This window comes from Paenibacillus xinjiangensis (assembly GCF_059686975.1).
Genome location: NZ_JCAALS010000003.1, coordinates 185,333 through 205,915, shown reverse-complemented (window position 1 = coordinate 205,915; position 20,583 = coordinate 185,333). Strand labels below are relative to the sequence as shown.

The following is a 20,583-nucleotide window of genomic DNA, read 5'->3' as shown; positions in this document are numbered from 1 at the left end:
CATCGTTTTTCTTCTTTTGTCCAACCTTGACACTCATTTGATAAGCGAAGCACGGCGAAGCTGAACGTTCAACCGAAGAGCATTGCCAACTACTGACAATGAGCTTAGTGCCATTGCTGTTCCTGCCATCCAAGGCTGCAATAATCCACAAGCTGCAAAAGGAATAATAAGTGCATTATAGATAAAAGCGAACGTTAAATTCTGACGAATATTGCGTATCGTTAATCGGCTAATCCATACAGCCTCCGGTATAGCGAACATCCGCGGCTGCAAAAGTGTCATATGACCAGCGGTCAGCGCAGCATCCGTACCGTCCCCCATTGCCAGTCCGACATCAGAGGCGGCAAGAGCGGGAGCATCATTCCAACCATCTCCGACCATGCCAATCCGATGCCCCATTTCCTTCAGCCTATGAATCAATGCCAGCTTGTCTTCCGGCAGCATTGAAGCATAGACCTTCGTAATACCAGCTGTTCTCGCTGCACTCAAGGCAGGAGCCGAGTGATCTCCTGTTGCAAGAAGCACCGTAATCCCCGCGTGCTTCAGACGGCTAACCGCCTCCTTAGCATTGGGCTTAACCGTATCAACAAGTGAGATGACACCGACAAGCTGAGCATGTTCAGCCACATATAGCACTGTCTCTCCAGCAGCTTCACGCTCTGTCGCGAAAGCGCGGCTCGCTTCATCTGGCTGTGACCAATGCCTTGCAGCTGCAAATGCTGCATTGCCCACGCCGACTACCCTATTCCCAAGCTTGGCCTCCACACCCTGCCCAGCTATGTAGCTGGATTGTTCCTTCTTCGGCACGACAAGGCCTGCACGCTTCGCTTCCTCTATAATTGCAACAGCAAGCGGGTGTGTCGATTCCGCTTCAGCAGCTGCTGCTATCTTCAATACTCCTGCACGGCTGCCCCGTGCAGCATGCAGCTGACTGACCCGCGGACGGCCTTCCGTCAGCGTACCTGTTTTGTCCAATACAATCATGTCCAGCTGAGCCAATCGTTCAAGTGCGCCCGCTTCTTTGACAACTATGCCTCGTTTGGCAAGACGACCTGATGCCACAACGAGTGAAATAGGCGTTGCCAGACCTAAAGCGCATGGACATGCAGCTAATACAACAGCAATCGAGCAGCGGAATGCTTGCTCCAGATTGCCTGGCTCCACGAATAATATCCATACGGCGAATGTGCCTATCGACAACAGCAGCATGGTTGGCACGAACCAGCCCGATACAGCATCTACTTGCCGTTGTATAGCTGACTTCGAGCGTTGTGCAAGACGCACCAGCTCGCTGATCCGATGCAGCATTGTCGCATGTCCCGCCGCCTCTGTACGAATACGGAGCTCGCTGCTCTCATTGCGGGTACCCGCCCATACACGATCTCCTGCTTGCTTGGCAACTGGTAGACTCTCTCCCGTAAGAAGTGCTTCATTAACCTCGGAGTGACCACTGGTCACAATCCCATCTACGGGAATAATTCCGCCTGGAACAACCTGAACATAGTCATCAACACGCACGAACTCTGTTTCAATAGCGAGCAATTCGCCCCCACGCTCGACCGTCACGAATGCTTGCTTAAGATTTCCATAGCCGGATGCATCGCTCTGTGCATTTGCTGTCGCATTAGCCTCAATATATTTGCCTAGCAGCACAGCCGTAATGACAACCGCCGACGTCTCAAAATATAAAGGAAGCTCGTGGGAGGAGAGGAGCCCTTTATCAGCTGTGAATACCACATAGTGGCTATATAAATAAGCAGCTGAAGTACCTACCGCCACAAGAACGTCCATATTGCCTGAGCGGGCACGAAGCGCATGATAGGCCCCAATATAGAAGGGAAGTCCGATAACGAACTGAACTACCGTAGCGAGCGATAGCTGGAGCCAAGGATTGCTGATCCATAATGGGACCTGGACGCTCCCGAGCCAGCTTACATGCTGCAGCATGACCGCCATTAAAGGCAGAGTCAGCAGCATAGACACGATTAACCTCAGCTTCAATACACGCAGCTCTTTATCTAAGCCTTCCTTTACACGTTCAGGTACACTCGCTTCAAAGCCGAGCTTGCCGATTTTGTCTATTATTTGAATAGGCGAAGTGATGTCTGGCTCATATTTCACCCAAGCCGTTCTAGCAGGATAACTTACCGCTACGGCTTGAATACCGTTCATTTTACCTACCGATTTCTCGATTCTGCCGGCGCAGGCCGTACAGCTCATACCTTGTACAGAAAAATCCACTGTCACACCAGTATCCACATGCTCCACCTATCTTCACCTGCTTTCCATCCCAATTACGAAGCAAGCTTCCCCCGTTCGTGAACAAGCCTTCGTTCAACTATATGATCTTAAAGTCATCGTTATGTAAAACAAAAATGCATCGCCTATAAACGTCATAAGACCCGCAGGACTTACTTTGTTTATATAACGATGCATTGTTCTCCATTGCTTATTCGAATTGGTAATGACCGAGGTTCAATCTATTGTCCGTAAGCTACCTCAGCAGGCCATTCGAGCATGCCGCCCTTCATATTCGTAACGTCATAACCATGAGCCTGCAAGAAATCACAGGCTTTGCCGCTGCGTCCACCGCTGCGGCATACAATAATGAGCGGCTCATCCTTCGATAGTTCCTCAATCCGTGCTTGAAGCTCCGATAGGGCGATATGCCTTGCTTCCTTAATGTGGCCGGATTCCCACTCATCGATTTCACGTACATCCACTAAATTTAATTTCTCACCATTATTCAGGCTCTTTGCCACTTCTTCAGGGGTTATTTCGGGGTACATCTGATTCAGCTCCTTCTATCTGATTCATCATTTGAGGTTCGTATTGCTTATAGACTGATGACTGCTGCCACCCGCGTGCTTCCATTAGCATCCTGTAACGAAGACGCTTCTCGGTAAGCTTCTTATGAATCGCCCGCCGCTCTTCATCGTCCTTACACAGTTCCAGCAGATCCTGCAGACCTATGAGTTCTTTGGAGACGAGCATTTCCTCTGGGATCATGCCCGCATTGCGGAGCAGCTTGTACCCAACACGCAGCTCTTCAGGAATGTTCGACAAGTCTTCAAGCTCTAGAGGCTTTCCCTTCCCTGGCAGATTATCGAAGTCACCACGAGCCATCGCTTCCTTAATCCTTTGTTCTACAAGGGAAGACATGATATCCACAGCTCGAAGACCTCCTTCTATATGGGCATACATCTCTATGAATTGTAGCCTTTTCGCCTCCCTGATGTCCAGCCACCCTGTCCATTAACGCTGTGATTCTCCCGCAAGCTACCTTCTCTTCCTATTCTTAGCTGCAAGCAGCCGATTAACGGTATCAGCAGCATGCCCTTGCGTGCTATCGTTCACCGTATTGTTAACTGCTGCAGTAACCTGAGATTCCTTGGCAGGTGTGCCCTTAGTTACGCTCATATTCAGATTCGGACTAGATAGTACAGGAGGAATATTATGAGCGGATTGACTTGCCCCCTGATCTGAATGAGAGCCCGCCTTTCCCATACTTCTATCATAAAAGCTAGCCGACCTGTTTTTACGCTCCTGCAATCTAGTAATGCCGGACTGCTGTGTAACAGAGGGCGTTCCAGCTGAGCCTCCTGCTCCTCGCAATACAGCCATACGCCTTCTTAGCCAATCAGCTATCCTCCCATATGGAAGGGACAGTCTGCGAATTGCAATATCACATAACCATAATAGCAGAATGACCACAAGCAGCAGCCTAGACCAATCATACAATTGACGCTGCAGAACAGGCTCGAAGCGGAAGGCTTCCTTCGGATAATCGAGAGATAGAATGCGTCCTCCCGTTGCCTCTGCAAGCAGCTCTAGCGCAGCCGCTCCATCTTCATTTGACAGCCTGTATTCTGGGGAGTACGGGATTACGAAGCCTGTGGTCGTTCCTCCTTGCAAGCCTGACTCCGATGCACCTTCTGAAGACTGCTCTCCTATCTGCATTAAGTACACACCAGGCTCCGTCAAAGGCAGACTTGCTTCATATTCACCAGGGGCTATCGGCAGCGGCTGAAGAGTATCTGTCTCGCCCGCATCATTGTTCACAACTGCAAGAAGTCTTTCTGCTGCATTATCATCGCCATCGGATTGAATACGCAGCTTCGCCTCCCGTCCAGCCAGCTCAGTAGAAACCTTGTAAGGCATAGTATCGAATTGAGGAAACGTCCATTTGATCCATTCTGCCAGCACATTCGGAAGTGCTTCCCACTGCACCCAGTCCTTCGACCATTTGCCAGTAAGATCACTCGTCCAAGCTGCTGTTCGACCCGAACCGTAAGCCCATCGTGCAAGCACAGGATCACCTTCTGGCGCAAGCAGCGCTACCTCTGCTGTTTCCTTAGCAGTTGTTGCTATGTAGGCATTAAGCTGTGGCAGGCCATTCATCCACAATGTCGACCAGCCGCCTGCTTGTCCGATAATAGGAACGAAGGTCTGATCCACAACATAAGTACGAGACATGAGCACCGTCTCTCTGCTGAATATTGCAGGCAATGTGCTCTGATCCTTCGTAAAATAAAACCGTCCTTTTGCCTCCTCAGCCAATTGACTGAGCAGCCTTTGATCAGCCCCATCCCCGACTGCTACAGTAGACAACGTAATTTGATTCTCATTCATCGACGCTGTCAATACCCCGTAGCCTGGATTCGAAGCCGATTGTCCATCTGTCAGCAGGATGATATGCTTGCGCTCCGCTTGCAGGTCCAGCAGCTTGTTATAAGCTGAATCCAGCGCCGTGTAAATCTCAGTTCCGCCCTCTGGCTGTATGCCTTGGATCTGCTCCAATACCTGTTCCCGATCCGTCAGCTTAGCCGGCTCTACAACCCACCAAGGAGCCGAGTCAAAGGCTACAACACCTACGCTGTCCTGCTCGCGCAGAAGCTCAACGGTACGCATTGCCGCTTCCTTAGCCAGCTCCAGCTTGCCATCACTCATGCTGCCAGAACGGTCAATGACAAGAATGAGGCCAAGCGATGGAATTTGTCGTTTTCCTTTCAAATCCATGTAGACTGGCAATGCCTGCTCAATTGGCGTCTTGAAATATCCACCTAAGCCGAAGCTGTTGTCACCACCGATCATAACCAAGCCTATACCATAATCACTAACAGCCTTCGCAATCCATTCCATTGGCTTCTCGGCTATTCTAGTAGCAGGCACATTATTTAAGATGATACTGTCATAAGCTGCATATGAAGCAAGCTGAACAGACAGCCGCTCGGGAGCAATCGTCTCATGCCCGATAAGCGAGGCACTCATTGCTGCTTCAATGTTGCTAGAGGAGCCTGGGATGCCTTCCACTATCAAGACAGACGGTGGTCCACTAACTCGGCTGAAGGCATAGGCTGCATTATTTTGCTCCCTCTCATCTCCATTTGCGTAGAGCTCTGCACGGAATCGATGGAAGCCCGGTTCAAGCGCTGTGCTTTGCAGTGCAAATCGGTTTTCCCCAGGCTCTAGCTGAACAATACTGCTCGACAGCTCCGCTTGATCCGCATATAGCCGCAACTCAGCGCTGCCTGCTGAGGTGCTGTTGATCATAAATTCAAAGGTGAATTTCTCACCTTGATTCAGGGATTGAGGCACTTCAAATGATTCAATTGCGGCATCCGTCCTAGCAGGAGGAGCGATTGGCACAACATCAACAGCAATACCCGCATTTTTCAAAATGGAAGCTTGCTTCAGCATCTGGCCTGCATTCTCCGCACCGTCCGACATTAACACAATCCGTCCTCCGCCTGCTTGTTGTATAATTCCAGATGCTGCTCGCAAGCCTTGCGACAAATCAGTGAATTGCTCATTCACCTTGGCACGGAAAGCATACGATTCCAAGCTGCTCTCTGATAGCGTTCGTTCTACTGCTGCATCTAACCCAACCGTAACGATACCACTACGATCATCCTGTTCCTTAGCTGCAACGGCTTGGGCGATCCACTCTTCGAGCTGCGCATCCGCATTCACACTGGCTGAACGATCGGCAACGAACATTATATTCCGTTGTTCCATCCGCCAGTAAGGCTGCAACTGAGCAACGAGTGCGATCAGCAGCAGCAGAATGAGGGAACGCACTGCAATGGCAGCGGCTTTACGATTTCCTTCAAGCCGAACCGTACTGCGAATCATCCACCAGATGCACACGCCCCATGGCAGGAGCAGCAGCAATGCCCAAGGAGCGTTAGCTTGCATTCCCACGACGATACACCTCCCATTCACTGAGCATCAGAACGAATAGTAGAAGCGCAAGCCCTGAAGCTAGTACCGCAGATGATTGAAGGGCATTCAACAGCTGCCAATCCGATTGGGCCGTTTCACCCGTGTCCGATTCTACATAACCGGGAGCAATCAAGGTATTGCTTGACATCGCTGAGCTCTCTGCCGGATCAAGCGTAACCTCGAGCAGGCGATTGCCTACGACCTCTCCTGCTGTATTTCGTTCCACTAAGCGATATAAGCCAGGAATGGAAGGCGACTGGTAAGTGTGGTCAGCTGTAGTCGTTAGCTGCTGTACTGCCTGTGTCAGTGACCTGTAGCCAGCCATCTGCTCTACTACCTGCCACTTAGCTTCAGATGTATTTCCATTCAAGGTTATAGCAAGCGGAGCATTCGCGATCGACGTACCGAGCTCCTGCCTTGCACCTCCACTCATCCAATCCGCTGCCTGTACGATCAATACGGGAAATTCAGGGCGCAGCGGCAAATCGGTATCCTGCATATCAAAAGTAAAATAAAGCTGCGGCTTGCCTTCGACCATACCGGCAACAATAGCTGGAATATCCCCATATTTGACCAATGGCTCGCCCCACAAGAGGATGTCTGTGGGTGTCGACATCCGTCCAATGTGAATATCATCAAAAGATAAGTAAGCTGTCACAGGATGCTCTGTGATCGCAATTCGATTATTCGCTGGAACAGCTGCTTCCTCATGGCGATCATCAGGATGATCGATATACCATACCGGCTTGGAGGACAGCATGGCAGACCAATTCTTATCCTCTTTCAGCTTAGCGACATGGCCATCTACAATAATCCAATCCATATTGTCCAAATATTCATCATTTGGTGTATAGTCATTCGGATTTACCTTCAAGGTTCTTACTCCTGCTAATTGAAGCGCCTTTTCTAGAAATAAGTTGCCCGTACTCACAAGCAGCACCTGTTGCGACTCAGGAGACTCGGGGAACTGATAAGCCGTATTGTCTAGTGGGAAGGCATCTGATGCACTGCTTAGCTGTGCTTTGTAATAAGCGGCGTCAGCAGGCAGATCGGATAGCTTCACACTAGCCCAGCCTTGAGGAGTGACCGCAACCGACTGCGTGGCTGTCGCTTTCTCAGCATCATCTACATACACCTCAACCTTCAATTGTCTCTCTGCCGCTGAGTCGTTGCGCACCGTAATGACCCCTTCATTACTTCCGCTTCCATCTCCAGCAGGTTTCACTCCGAAGTGGACTATTGCTTCATTCTTCTTCGTCATACCAGCAGCAGCTACGATCTCCAGAGGCGCATGAAGCTGCAGTTCATTGACATTGGGCGCATCAGACCACAAGCCATCGGTGAATAACCGGATCTGTCCGCCGCTCTGAGAATCAATCAATGCATCGGCCAAAGAAACCGCAGCGACATTGTCCTGAGGGCCGAAGTCAGGCTGCAGGCTGTTCAGAGCCTCCTGAACCATCCCTCGATTGAGCTCCTTGTTCACTATAATTTGCGGCTGTTCCCCTGTTGCGATAATCGTAACTGGCGATTGCCTAGGAAGCTCCTCCACCCATCGCCCCGCCTCCTCAAGCACTTGGTCGAATAGAGTCCCTTCGTTGTTCCCATCTGCTGTCATACTGGCAGAACGGTCAATAATAAGGACTGCTTGTCCCTCAGAGGAGGCCGCTTGATTCATATAAGGCTGCATGAGGGCCACTACCAATATTGCTGCTGCGAGCAGCTGCAGCAGCATAAGTGGACGACTGCGCAGCCTCTGCCAAGGGCGATTCGCTTCCTGTTCACGAAGAACACGGTTCCATAGGAGGTGACTTGAAATTTCCTTATCCCTATATGTTCTTTTTAATATATACATGAGAATGATAGCTGGTAATGTGATGGCGAATAATGCCGATATAGGCGATAACAATGACATCCGTGTCTCCCCTTTCGCAGGCTCAAGCTTTGCTTCGCAGGACACCCGCCTGCAGCAGCGTATTCTGAACCGTTTCTGTCATAGGAGCTGCCGTATCCACGAATATGTAAGCAACACCCCGCTCGCCGCAAATCTTCTTCAGCTCTTGTTGAAACTCTTGCACAGCCTCTCGGTACTTGCTTAGAACCGGATAGCTGAGTGCAACTTCTTTGCCCGTGCCAAGCTCGCTGTCAATTAGCTTAAGCTCTCCGGTCATTGATGGATTAAGCTCCTCTGAACTTAATAGGTGAATGAACACAACCTGCTGCCTGGCCGCCAGCAAAGCAAGCAGCGTCTCTTCCATTCCTTGCTCATACATGGCATCAGTCATAAGCAACGTCGTGCCTGACCTTCTTAGTCGTCCCCGATCCCACTCCAGCGCATCAGATATAGACGAGCTGACGACTTTCTCCAGGACAGCATCAGCAGCTTGGGCTTGCTCCACCCTGCCGTAGTGGTTGATAGCCTCCGCCAGAAATCGAAACAGCTGCGGAACAGCTGCTCTCCCACGAAGCGGCTGCAGCTCCTTCCCACCGCTGTCTCCACCAAAGAGCTTAACGGCTATTCGATCTTCGCCTGTTAACGCCGCATAGCCTATACTTGCGGCTAGACGGAGCGCATGGTGAAGCTTATTACCCTGCCCTTGTCCGAAGGACATGGAACGGGATACATCGATGTATAGACTGACATTCAGCTCTTGTTCATCCCAATATTGGCGCATATAGGCACGTCCTGTTCGTCCATATACGTTCCAATCGAGCCGGCGAATATCATCACCTGGAGCATAAGGCCGATAATCAGCAAATTCCTGTGACCCGCCAAGGGAGCTCGATCTTCTTTTGCCTGCGAGCGTGCCTTTGATTCTGCTTCCTGCCGATACGCTTAGCGCCTCCAGCCTTGCAAGCAGAGTCAGATCTGGAAATAACAGAGCGAGCGCTTCACTTGAATCCATTTGATCGCCGAACCAGCCATCCTTCTTGCTCATCTCTCAGCCTCGATCATCTGAATAATAGCACCGGTTATTTGATCCGTTGGTATAGACATCGCTTGGGCTTCATAACCAAGCACGATTCTATGGCGCAGAGCTGGAATAGCCGCCAAGCGTATATCATTCCATGACACATGCAGCTTGCCTGCACATAAAGCCCTTACTTTACTTACTGCAATAATCGCCTGCAATGCACGCGGGCCCGCTCCATAACGGGCATAACGCTTAACCTCATCAGGAGCATCTGCCTCACCCGGATGTGTCATCATAACAAGACGAACGGCAAGATCGAGAACCTCATCAGCGATAAGGATGTGCTTCGCAATGAGCTGAAGCTCTCTAAGCTCAGCCCCTGTCATCACTACGGATACCTTCGACTGCTCAGCAGCAGTCGTTCGCAGCACAATCTGCTTCAGCTCTTCGCGCGTTGGGTAGGTTACCCCAATCTTCAGTAAGAATCGATCAAGCTGCGCTTCGGGAAGAGGATACGTACCTTCCTGCTCAATTGGATTCTGGGTCGCTAACACGAAGAACGGCCGTGGAAGCTCATGTGTCTCACCGCCAGCTGTAACTGTACCTTCCTGCATCGCCTCAAGGAGTGCGCTTTGAGTCTTTGGAGTGGCACGATTAATCTCATCGGCCAATACTAAATTGCCGAATATGGGACCTGGTTGAAAGCGTTGTGCCGCAGTACCCTGTGCTCCGAAATCGATTAAGGTCGTGCCCGTTATGTCAGATGGCATTAAATCTGGGGTGAATTGGATTCTTGAGAATTGAAGATCGATGGTATCTGCAATCGTCCGCACCAGCATCGTCTTGCCAAGACCCGGTATCCCCTCGAGCAGCGCGTGACCGCCGGCCAGCAAGCACCATAGAAGCTGCTCCACAACGGTGTGCTGTCCAACGATAACTTTACCAATCTCTTCTCTTAATGCAGCGATTCGCTCTGCTGCCTGTTCTATTTGTGCTTTCGATTCTATCATCCGTTCCTCTCCATTCATCGGTTTGGCTGTATTTGGTCGAAATATTGTTTGACTTTATCCTGCATGCTCTGAGGCAGCTGGGAACGATTGAGTGTTTTTTTCGCTTCTGTTGCATATTCACTGTACACTTCTTCATAGGGACGCGTCGTTCCGTCTATCATGGGCGATGACTCTCCAGTCGTCTGTGTCTGTCCTCCTGTAGATGGTCCACCGTCCTGCTGAACATTGCCTGAGCCCTCCATACTACGCGGAGTCGTAATCATACTGCGCCCGCCAACACCATAGCCTCCTTGAAGTCCGCCAACACCGCTTGGACCCCCAGATTCGCCGCTGCCTGCACCTGATCCATTACCTGCACCAGCCCCTGCAACCGCTCCAGCTCCTGATCCAGCTCCTGTACCGGCGCTGCCTTGTCCGTCTCCAGTCCCGTTATCAGATGGTGTGCCGCCAGCGCCTTGTTCGCCTTGATTCCCTTCGCTTGAGCTGCCTTGTCCAGCTGTTCCCGAGCCGCTCCCGCCTGTCCCTGAAGCACCGCTGCCAGAAGCCGTTGCTCCCGACCAAGCAGGAGGCACTGCTCCTCCTTGTGCCGTCTGCTGCTGAGCTAGCGATTGTCCGCTTTGTCCCAGCTGCTCCGCCATCGATCTAGCCAATGCTTCCAACTGCTCCTGTGACAGCTCTTGGGCGAGTGCATCCTCCAGAGCTGCAAATGCATCCTCATGACTTCCTTCTTCACTGCTGCGTGTATCCTCTGCAGTCTGCTCCAATGCTTCGGCAAGGCTCTGGCTCTCTTCTGGCAGCTCAGCGGCCAGCTTCTCAAGGGCCTGCGCGAGTGCTTCCTTCTGCTCCGGAGTAAGCTGCTGCAGCTCCGAGCGCATATCGCTGATCGCCTGTTCGACCGCAGCCGCAGCACGGTCCTGCAGCGCTTGACCAAGCTGTCTTAGAGCTGGCTCACTATTCATCGCCTCAGCAACATCACCCAATCGCTCAGCCGCGGCTCTCGCCTCATCCGCAGTCTTCTCTAGCTCTTGCATCGCTTCAGCTAACTCCTCCAGCGCCTCCTGTGTATCGTCACCAGCAGCCTTAAGCTTGCTGCGCAGCTCCTCCAGCGACTCCGCCAGCAGCCGCTTAGCCTCCTCCGGCAGCTTCGCCTCCTCCAGCTCCTCGGCAAGCTCCGCCGCCTCACGTTGGAGCTGCTCGAGCTCTCGCTCCGCTGCCGCCATCGCCTGTGCCTTCTCATCCAGCGGATTCGGCCACACGAACAGCAGTGCCGCTAACAACGCAGCGGCACCAACCCCAAGCACGCTCCACCGCCAGCTTCGCCAGGCTGGCCAAGGCAGCCGCTCACGCAGCGAAGCTGCGTAGCTTCGAGCTGCCTCCACCGCTTCAGCCCGTTGCAGCCTCACGATTACCGGTTCGCTGCCCGCAGGCAGATCAAGCCCGTCTAATGCCGTTGAGATCGCATCATCCGTATCATTGCGATCCATCACCTTCGCCGCATCACGCAGCGAAGCCCTTCTTCCAATTCCAATTATGAGGCCTATTGCTAATCCGCAGCCCATCAGTACGGCAGCAGCAGATCTTGCATGCAGCATAGGCCATACTCTGCTAATGACCAGAACGATGACGCCAGCAGCACTGCCAACGAGCAATCCATACAGCATATACCGGCATATTCCGAATAGCGTCAGCCTTGTTCTGACAGGCTTCATCCATTCATCCAGTGACCGTTCCTCCTTCATCATTGCCCCTCCTTCTGCCTTACTTGTCCGCTTTCATAGGAACTCAGCATGCATTGCCCCAGCCCTATTACTACTTATCCTTATTTTAACGGAAATCCCAATAGAAAGGTTGCGAATTTACCATAATCGATAAGGCCTCTCGCCATATGTAGTCCCCTAACAAAAAAAAGCGCCGATAAAGCCCATTGGACTTTCTCGACACTCCATTCTCCCGTCATACTAACCTCATTACTAGCTGAACCGATCTGGCGAAAAAGCTCCATCATAGGCAGAAAACTCTTTATTCGCGATGAAATCCGCAGCCATGAGAGCCGTAGCCGGGCTTAGCAGAATCCCGTTGCGGTAATGCCCCACAGCCAGCACCACACGACTCGTCTCAGGCACAAGGCCGATTAACGGGAACCCATCCTGCGTTGCGGGACGCAGACCTGCCCAACTATGAAATGGCGTCTGATCCGTTAGAAAAGGAAACAGCAGCTTATTCCAGTTCTGTAGTCTGCCAATTCCTTTGGCTGTTACAGCTGTATCGTAGCCTGCAACATCCTCTGAGGCTCCACAGACTAACGTGCCATTCGCTTTACCTACCAGATAACCCTGATTGCAGAATACCATATGCGAGACAGGCTTCGCCTCAGCCTCATAAGCGCATATTTGACCACGAATCGGATACACCGGAATCGACATATGGAAGGTTTCTGCGAGATGCTGTGCCCATGCGCCAGAGCAGATTAACAGTTGACCCCCTTCGAAATTCCGTTCGTCTGCGGAGCGCACCACCACATTGTTCTGCCATTCTATAATGTCCAGCTGCTCCAGCTCTTCATAGATTTGAACACCCAGCTTCCTACAGGCGAGTTCCAGCGCACGTACGTAATGAGGCGCATAGATATGACTTTCTTCCGGTGTATAGAGCGCTGCTCTCGCCTCACCTGTAAGCATGGGCTCCATGCGGCGGAGCGCCTCTCCTTCGATAATTGCTCCCGTTGAGCCGTATTGCCGCTGCCACAGCAGCCTGCCCTCAAGCGCCAGCAGATCTGCATCATGATACGCTACATAGAGACTTCCCGATTCCGTATATTCGAATGTCTGCCCGGATATTTCCCTAACGTTCTTCTGCCACTCAGGATACAGCTGCAAGCTCTCCAAGCACAATTGAAAAAATGAATCCGGGCCTTCTACATTCTCCGAGTATGGAGCCAGCATGCCAGCTGCAGCGCCGGAGGCCTGCCCCCCGCACTTCTTCCGTTCTAGCAGAACCGCCTGATAACCGCGTCGTTGCAATTCAAGGGCGCAGGATAATCCGATGATGCCTCCGCCCATGACGATTATTTGTTCTTTCACCAACATCCATCGCTCCTACGAATCCGTTATGTCAACTTAAAAGCATCAAGCCCGCTGCTTGCTGAGGCATATTTCTTCTTCCCGATCCGGCCTGCTAGATAAGAGAGTCGTCCGGCCTCAATAGCAAGACTCATTGCTCTAGCCATCCTTACCGGGTCCTTCGCCTTCGCGACCGGCGTATTCATCAGCACGCCGCTCACCCCTAGCTCCATCGCCTGTGTCACATCGCTAGCCGAGCCAAGCCCCGCATCTACAATAATCGGTACGCCAGCCTCCTCGACAATCAACCCCAGATTATAGGGATTGAGTATGCCAAGTCCTGTTCCGATTGGAGCAGCTCCAGGCATAACGGCAGCAGCTCCCGCTTCCTCCAGACGCTTGCATATAACCGGATCATCGGAGGTGTACGGCAGCACGGTGAAGCCTTCCTTCACTAGAATCTCGGTCGCCTTGAGTGTTTCAATAGGATCAGGCAGCAGCGTCCGTTCGTTGACGCTAATCTCTACTTTGATCCAATCACTGAGGCCGGAGGCTCTAGCGAGCCTAGCAATACGAACGGCTTCGTCAGCTGTCCGAGCTCCCGAAGTGTTCGGCAAATACACATAATTCGAATCCTCCAGATGCTGAAGAATAGAATCATCCTCCGTCGATGCCAGATTAATTCGCCTAATTGCGAAGGTCAGTACCTCTGCCCCAGAAGCTTTGATCGCTTCCTTTTGTACATATGGATTCGGAAAAAGTCCCGTCCCGATAAAAAAACGAGAGGACAGCGTGCGACCGCCAATCGTCAAACCATCTGCCTGCATACGTCAGCCTCCTCCTACAAAATGAACCAGTTCAATCCGCATACCCGGATGAACAGATGTCGCCGCCCATTGCTCCGCTGTCAGCACCTTGCCATCCGCTTCGGCAACGACTGGCTTGCCGACCAGGCCCAGCCGTTCAATTACATCCTGCATCGTAATGACTTGCTCCAATTGCTGAATACTGCCGTTAATTATGAGCTCCATAGCGTCATCGTCCTCTCTCCAGCTTCTGAACAAACGCCTCGCAGGTGCCCTTCACGTCCGTGCTTCCAACGATTTCACTTACTGCACATATCCGCTTAGCACCAGCTGCAATGACCTCATCCACGTTATGCAGCTTAATTCCGCCAATGGCAACGAACGGAATCTTCACTTCCTTGACGACTTCACGAATATAAGCAATGGGAACCGGATCAACAACATCCTCTTTGGTAGCTGTTCTATAAATAGGGCCTACACCGATATAATCTGCACCCTGCTGCTCTGCAAGAAGCGCTTCCCCGATTGCGTGAGTGGAGATGCCTATTATTTTATTGCCGACGATTTGTCTAGCTTCCAAGAGCGGTACATCACCTTGTCCAAGATGAATGCCATCCGCATCCACCTCCATCGCGATGTCAGTATGATCGTTGACAATAAAGGTCACGCCATATTGTCGAGTCAGCAGCCGAAGCGCCTTAGCCTTGTCCATGATCGCCGCTTTATCTCCCGATTTGTCACGCAGCTGAATAATATCTACACCGCCAAGTATCGCCTGCTCCATAACCTCAACCAGCTCGCGGCCGGGATGGAATTGCTCACCCGTAATGGCATATAATCTGAAATCCTTCATCGGTTCCTCACTCCTCTGCCTTAGAGCCCGATATAACGGGCATATAAGCTCTTCGCTCGTACCTTATCATCCGTGCCCTGTACTAGCACACGGCCATCCTCGAACAACACAAGCCGTTCTCCTTCTGGCAGCTCTGCCTTCAGCAGGAATGGATTAAGGCTTACCTTCAATGCAGCTTGCTCCAGCCGATCGCGCCACACCGGTAGATCGAGTGCTCCACTGCCAGTGATTTGGATCGTCTCCCGTCCACACAAGGACAAGAAGGCATCCTCCGCATTCTGCTCAAGCGCCGGGTATTCCTTCCGCCCGCAGCAAGGACAATTACTGTCCGGCTCACCTAGCTTCATCTCGTAATATTGGTTATGCCAAATATCAAAAGTCACTAGGCTATTTCTTCTCTTCTTATCGTCTCCTACCAAGTATTTCATAGCTTCGACAGCTTGATAGGAGGCGACCATATCGACTACCGGGCCAATTACCCCAATCATATCGCAGGTCTGGCCGCCGGAATCCCCTGATTGGATCAAACAGCGAAGGCAGGGTGTCTGCCCCGGCACGAATATCGAGCTCATCCCGCGAGAGCTGACCGCTCCACCGTATGTAAAGGGAATGCCTCGCTTGAAGCATGCGTCATTCAGCAGAAAGCGCGTATGGAAATTATCCGTTCCATCCAGTACCAGATCCATCCCGTCTAATAGAGAATCAATATTAAGCGCAGTTGCATCTGCAACTATCGCTTCCAGCTTTATAGATGAATTGATTTTACGAAGTTTGTTCTCCGCGGCAATGACCTTCGGATAGACGTTGTCCACATCCTCCTCGTCGAACAGCATCTGTCTCTGCAAGTTGCTCTGCTCGACATAATCACGATCCACGAGCCGCACATGCCCGACACCTGCTCGAACCATGTGATTCGCCAGCACTGTTCCGAGCGCTCCCATCCCTACAATACAAACCGCGCTATCCATCAGCTTGCGTTGTCCTGCCTCACCGATCGGCGCAAACAGCATTTGTCTTGAATATCGCTCCTCCATCAAGCTGCCCCTTTCTGCGTCCCCTTGCTGCATCATATATCTGCTATTATCTCATTATAGTTGACGGAAGGCATCCTCGGCCTTAATCGATTTCTTTAATTGGCCATGCTCGTTCAGCCAGGTGATGACTGCATTCCATGACTCCTCCGACTGCGAGCCGAAAGGCTCAGAGCCAGCATCCATCAGCGGCAGCAGAATTGCCAGACTCTGCTTCTCTATCTCAGCATCTAGCGGAAAGCTTTCATTTTGTGAATTCAGCAGGTTCTGCAGCGATTCCTCTGGATGATCAACGGTATACTGCTGTCCTTTGGCCGCTGCCTCGATAAACTTCTTGAATGTCTCGCTCTTGGTCGCAAGTCCATCTTCGCTTGCCGTAAGCACCAGCTCATAATAGTCAGGAACACCGTATTCCGAAGGATCAAACGTGGCAAGCGTGATGCCTTCCTTCTCTAGAAGCGGCTTCTCATGGTTGACATAACCGCCGATGATTGCGTCAACTTTCTGAGTCGTCATCGCTGGAATCAGGTCCCAGCCAATATCGACATAATTCAGCTTCGAGGCATCGCCCCCGTCCGATTCAACCATCGTATCTACAATCATCTGATCCAGCGGAATAGACGGATAGCCGATTTTTTTGCCAACTAGATCCTTAGGACTTTGTACACCAGCCGATTCTAGGGCAAACAGGCGATTAAGCGGATGTCTTACGACTGCTGCTACTGAAACAATCGGGATATCCTCGGCACGGGCAATTGCCACCTGCATCTGGTAGCTAAGCGCTAGGTCAGCCTTGCCTGTCGCTACCAGCTTCAGCGCGTCATTCGTATCTGCTGGTGTCTGTAAGTTGACCTTAAGGCCTGCTTCCTTGAAGTAACCCTGCTCCTCCGCCGCATAGAGGAAGGAATGAACCGCATTCGGATACCAATCAAGCAGAACGGTAAGCTCGGTTTCACTAGTTGTCGATGCTTCTCCATCATTGTTCGAACCACAGGCCGACAGCGTTGTCGTTAGCAGCACGACTGCTGCTGTAGACTTCATTATTTTTTTCCAGTTCAATATGCTCATTTGTTAATAATCCCTCTCTCATCTTCATTTAGGATGGACGCTTCGACAGGCTAGCCCTCTCAATCGCCTGTGCGGCCATGAACAACATAATCCCCATCAACGACAGCAGCAGTACGCCTGAAAAAACAGCATCTCCCCGCAGGAGGCTTGATGCCCGCTTCGTGTACATGCCAAGGCCCGCCTCTCCACCCAGCCATTCTCCTAGCGTTGCCCCGCCTACACTGATCGTCGCCGCCATTTTGAGCCCCGTATAAAAACCAGGCAGCGCCGACGGCAGCTTCCACTTCAGGAACAGATCTCGTTTCCTCGCGCCCATCGAGCGCATGACCTCACCAATGCCAGAATCGGCCGAGCGGAAGCCATCTGCGGTGTTGACCGCAATCGGAAAGAAGGTAAATAAAATAACGACCGCTGCTTTGCTCCAAATCTCATAGCCGAACCACATCACCATAATTGGAGATAATGCAATAATCGGAACCGTCTGAGAAGCGACGATTAGTGGATATAACGTCTTCTTCGCTAAGCTCGAGCCCTCAATGCAGACAGCTGCAAGTGCCCCGAACACTATCGAAATACTAAGTCCCAGCAGCGACTCTCCCAAGGTTACGAGAAAATGCTTGGTGAGCAGCGAACGATTGTCCCAAGTAGATATCAGCACATCAGACAGCTTCGGAATGATGTAATGGGGAATGTCCAGCACGGTCGCCGCTCCCTCCCACAGCATAGCGAGCAGCAAGAGAAACAGCAGCAGAGGCATTCCCGAGCGAATACGCTGCCTCATCTGTGTGTCCCCCTCCACTCGGCTTTATTTTTACCTAGCAGCACTAGAGCCTGCCGCTTCAGCTCGGCAAAAGAACCATCAAGCACCGTTTCATAGCTTCTTGGTCTAGGCAGTACTACTTCCAGCTCATGCAAAGCAGATACTGGCGAACTCGGCGCTATAAGAACCCGATCGGACAGAAGCAGCGCTTCATCAATGTCATGTGTTATGAATAATATCGTATGGCGGTTCTGCTCCCACACCTGCAGCAGCCATTCCTGCATGCTTACTCGTGTCATCGCATCGAGTGCGCTGAATGGCTCATCCAGCAGCAGCAGATTGCTCCCGCCAAGCACGGAGCGCAGAAAGGATACACGCTGCCGCATCCCGCCCGATAGCTCATGAGGACGCTTATCCTGCGTTCCTTCCAGTCCGAAGGATGGCAGCAGGTCCAGCACCCGCTTCCTTGCTTCCCGCCTCGGGGTTCCTGCCAGTTCAAGGCCAAGTGCCGCGTTATCGAGCACACTTCTCCATGGCATCAGGCTATCTCTCTGCGGCATATATCCGATGCGTCCCAATTGACCGCCATTCACACCTGCCTGTCTGTTGGTATGGTTCAGCTGGATCGTTCCCGATTGCGGAGTTAGCAGGCCCGCCAACAGTCGGAATAGTGTAGTCTTACCAATGCCACTCGGCGCAAGCAGAGACACGAACTCCCCTTCGCGGATATCGAAGCTTAGTCCGCTGAATAGCGAATCTCCCTCAGAAAAAGCATAATTCAAGCCTTTGACCGCTAAAGCAAGCGAGTGCTTACCGCTATGATCCGTTAACGCTGTGCTCACACCGGCCACTCCTCTTGATGATAAGCCATATCCCAGAACATATATTCGAATCTGGACGTTACGACGAACAGCTCCTCCAGACGGGCAAGCTCCCGCTCCGGCAGGTTCACGGCCAATCTGTTCATCAGACTAATGGTCCACTCTGTAAGCTCACGGAACTCTTCTGAGCTATACATGAGAATCCAATCGCGATATAACGGATGTTCAAGTGCGCCATCCACCTGTGCGAAGGTCGTTCCAATCTCCCGATAGCTCCACATGCAAGGCAGCAAGGCAGCTACTACCTCAGCAAGCGATCCCTGTGCCGCATCAAGCATATATTTGGTATAAGCAATCGTTGTCGGTGCCGGTACCGTTGCCTCCAGCTCATCTCGAGTAATAGCAAATCGCTCAGCATACTGGCGATGCAGCTCCATCTCGACATTTAATGTTGAATGCAGAAGCTCCGCGAATTTGCCCATCGTCTCTAGGTCGCGAGATTTGATACTGCCGAGAGCGAACATTTTGGCATAATCTATTAAATAGACATAGTCCTGTTTCATATAATAAATGAACCGTTCCGGCTCAAGCGTACCGTCCCTAAGGCCAGTGAGGAAAGGATGCGTATGGCACTTCCTCCATACCGGCTCCACCGCTTGATATAGCCGCTCACTAAAAAGCACTTTCGTCGCTTCCATACTCATGTGCTGCTCCCTCTCTCCTTCTTGGTCTTGGGCTGATTGCACCAATCAGCAATAAAGGCAATCATTACCTTCACGTAATCAACAAGCTCACGCAGCTCGATGCTTTCATCTACTGCATGAGCGTTGTGAAGCTCTCCCGGTCCATAGATAACAGTAGGTATTCCAGCTCTGCCCAGCCAACCAGCATCGGTCACCGTAGCGCTCATCCCCACTGCCGGCGCTGCGCCGTGCTGACCCGCATGAGCGGCAGCAAGCGACCTCAGTCCATCTCCATTCTCATCGATTGTAAGAGAAGGGAAGATCTCACCGCGTTCCTCCAGCATTGAACGACCACCCCAGCGGAAGGTAGGCGGGTGCTCACGCAGCCATGGATCAGCCTCGGCAACCTTGAGCAAATGGCTCTCGATTTCGGCAGCGACCGATTCATAATCCTCATCAGGATAAAAGTGAACGGTAATCCACAGCGCGCATTGGTCGGCGACAAATGCCGCATGCCGCCCTCCCTCAATGACTGCTGGGTTAATGGTGTTCGAGCCCGCGGGAAATCCCGGATAGCACTTCGTTACTGCCCAATGACGTTCCAGCACCTGCAGTCCTTCGATGAGCTTAACCATCTTCTCAATTGCGCTTGCTCCCTTAATGCCGCCGCCAGCATGAATCATCCGGGATCTGAGACCATCATGATAAGTGACAGGGCTCTGTACCGTTACCCAGCCTGTTATAACTCCACCTTGTCCTTGAATCTCTGAATGGCTTGTATCTGCGACGATTGCGAAGTCGGCCATGCAGCCTCTCTCTGTACAAGCTCTAGTTCCCGCCTCGCCGGCTTCCTCGCCAATAACGGATTGGAACAGCAGATCACCCTTCAGCTCAACGCCTGCTTCAGTGAGCAGCTTAATTGCGAAGAGTACAGCCGCGAGTCCACCTTTCATATCCGCCGTTCCCCGGCCATACAATCGACCATTCTCAAGCGTTAGCTTAAAAGGATCGTACTGCCACTGGGAGTCATCGCCCACCTCGGCAACATCTATATGCCCATTGAGCAGCAAGCTCCGATAGGAATCTCTCTGTGTACCCAGCTTCATGCCTGTTACGTTCGGATCGCCAGGGTAAACCTCCCACAGCTCTGTCTCGAAGCCATTAGCCTTCAGCAGCTCCTGGGTGAAGCGCTGCGCCTCCAGAGTATTGCGAGCTGGTGGACTGACAGTCGGGTAAGAGACCAGCTGATGAAGCAGGTCGACCAGCTCCCCCTGCCGCTCATCAGCCTCCTGCTGCAGCTTCGTTATCCGCGCATCTTGCGTCATCTCGGTTTCCTCCTAATTATGGAAACA

18 protein-coding genes are annotated in these 20,583 nt (G+C 51.9%); all 18 read right to left on the bottom strand.

The features are described 5' to 3' along the window. Positions 1 to 33 precede the first annotated feature (33 nt). Complete coding sequence (locus tag AC6ESP_RS04935) at positions 34 to 2,268, bottom strand: heavy metal translocating P-type ATPase (RefSeq protein WP_497095564.1); 2,235 nt, start codon at positions 2,266 to 2,268, stop codon at positions 34 to 36. 212 nt (positions 2,269 to 2,480) lie between these two features. Next, positions 2,481 to 2,789: a rhodanese-like domain-containing protein gene (locus AC6ESP_RS04930; RefSeq protein ID WP_497095563.1), complete on the bottom strand. Its 309-nt coding sequence runs from the start codon at positions 2,787 to 2,789 to the stop codon at positions 2,481 to 2,483. Next, positions 2,767 to 3,162: a DnaJ family domain-containing protein gene (locus AC6ESP_RS04925; protein ID WP_497095632.1), complete on the bottom strand. Its 396-nt coding sequence runs from the start codon at positions 3,160 to 3,162 to the stop codon at positions 2,767 to 2,769. Before AC6ESP_RS04925 ends, AC6ESP_RS04930 begins: the two co-directional genes overlap by 23 nt. Positions 3,163 to 3,279: 117 nt before the next feature. Then, entirely contained in the window at positions 3,280 to 6,198 is a 2,919-nt protein-coding gene (locus AC6ESP_RS04920) for a VWA domain-containing protein (RefSeq protein WP_497095631.1), read from the bottom strand. Beyond that, positions 6,188 to 8,140, bottom strand: a complete 1,953-nt coding sequence (locus tag AC6ESP_RS04915; RefSeq protein ID WP_497095562.1) for a vWA domain-containing protein — start codon at positions 8,138 to 8,140, stop codon at positions 6,188 to 6,190. The genes AC6ESP_RS04920 and AC6ESP_RS04915 overlap by 11 nt, the downstream gene beginning before the upstream one ends. Before the next feature lie 22 nt (positions 8,141 to 8,162). Beyond that, on the bottom strand, positions 8,163 to 9,164 hold the full coding sequence (locus AC6ESP_RS04910; RefSeq protein WP_497095561.1) for a DUF58 domain-containing protein: 1,002 nt from the start codon (positions 9,162 to 9,164) through the stop codon (positions 8,163 to 8,165). Next, complete coding sequence (locus AC6ESP_RS04905; protein WP_497095560.1) at positions 9,161 to 10,150, bottom strand: AAA family ATPase; 990 nt, start codon at positions 10,148 to 10,150, stop codon at positions 9,161 to 9,163. The genes AC6ESP_RS04910 and AC6ESP_RS04905 overlap by 4 nt, the downstream gene beginning before the upstream one ends. A gap of 14 nt (positions 10,151 to 10,164) precedes the next feature. Further along, positions 10,165 to 11,889, bottom strand: coding sequence for a DUF8809 domain-containing protein (locus tag AC6ESP_RS04900; protein ID WP_497095559.1), 1,725 nt, complete (start codon positions 11,887 to 11,889; stop codon positions 10,165 to 10,167). Positions 11,890 to 12,120: 231 nt separating this feature from the next. Continuing rightward, positions 12,121 to 13,230, bottom strand: coding sequence for a glycine oxidase ThiO (gene thiO / locus AC6ESP_RS04895; protein ID WP_497095558.1), 1,110 nt, complete (start codon positions 13,228 to 13,230; stop codon positions 12,121 to 12,123). 26 nt (positions 13,231 to 13,256) lie between these two features. Further along, the gene (locus AC6ESP_RS04890) at positions 13,257 to 14,036 is read right to left on the bottom strand and encodes a thiazole synthase (RefSeq protein ID WP_497095557.1); all 780 of its coding nucleotides are present in this window, start codon (positions 14,034 to 14,036) and stop codon (positions 13,257 to 13,259) included. A gap of 3 nt (positions 14,037 to 14,039) precedes the next feature. Next, positions 14,040 to 14,240: a sulfur carrier protein ThiS gene (gene thiS, locus AC6ESP_RS04885; RefSeq protein ID WP_497095556.1), complete on the bottom strand. Its 201-nt coding sequence runs from the start codon at positions 14,238 to 14,240 to the stop codon at positions 14,040 to 14,042. Positions 14,241 to 14,244: 4 nt separating this feature from the next. Further along, complete coding sequence (thiE, locus tag AC6ESP_RS04880) at positions 14,245 to 14,868, bottom strand: thiamine phosphate synthase (RefSeq protein ID WP_497095555.1); 624 nt, start codon at positions 14,866 to 14,868, stop codon at positions 14,245 to 14,247. A 20-nt stretch (positions 14,869 to 14,888) separates the two neighbouring features. Further along, on the bottom strand, positions 14,889 to 15,878 hold the full coding sequence (locus tag AC6ESP_RS04875; RefSeq protein ID WP_497095554.1) for a ThiF family adenylyltransferase: 990 nt from the start codon (positions 15,876 to 15,878) through the stop codon (positions 14,889 to 14,891). 78 nt (positions 15,879 to 15,956) lie between these two features. After that, positions 15,957 to 16,967 carry an ABC transporter substrate-binding protein gene (locus AC6ESP_RS04870; RefSeq protein ID WP_497095553.1) on the bottom strand — a complete coding sequence of 337 codons (1,011 nt, stop codon included), beginning with the start codon at positions 16,965 to 16,967 and terminating at the stop codon, positions 15,957 to 15,959. 28 nt (positions 16,968 to 16,995) lie between these two features. Further along, a complete protein-coding gene (locus tag AC6ESP_RS04865; RefSeq protein ID WP_497095552.1) occupies positions 16,996 to 17,748 on the bottom strand; it encodes an ABC transporter permease in 753 nt (250 codons plus the stop codon). Further along, positions 17,745 to 18,569, bottom strand: coding sequence for an ABC transporter ATP-binding protein (locus AC6ESP_RS04860; RefSeq protein ID WP_497095551.1), 825 nt, complete (start codon positions 18,567 to 18,569; stop codon positions 17,745 to 17,747). Before AC6ESP_RS04860 ends, AC6ESP_RS04865 begins: the two co-directional genes overlap by 4 nt. Then, the gene (gene tenA, locus AC6ESP_RS04855) at positions 18,566 to 19,246 is read right to left on the bottom strand and encodes a thiaminase II (RefSeq protein ID WP_497095630.1); all 681 of its coding nucleotides are present in this window, start codon (positions 19,244 to 19,246) and stop codon (positions 18,566 to 18,568) included. Before tenA ends, AC6ESP_RS04860 begins: the two co-directional genes overlap by 4 nt. A 2-nt stretch (positions 19,247 to 19,248) precedes the next feature. Next, positions 19,249 to 20,556, bottom strand: a complete 1,308-nt coding sequence (locus AC6ESP_RS04850; RefSeq protein WP_497095550.1) for an acetylornithine deacetylase — start codon at positions 20,554 to 20,556, stop codon at positions 19,249 to 19,251. Between the last annotated feature and the right edge of the window lie 27 nt (positions 20,557 to 20,583).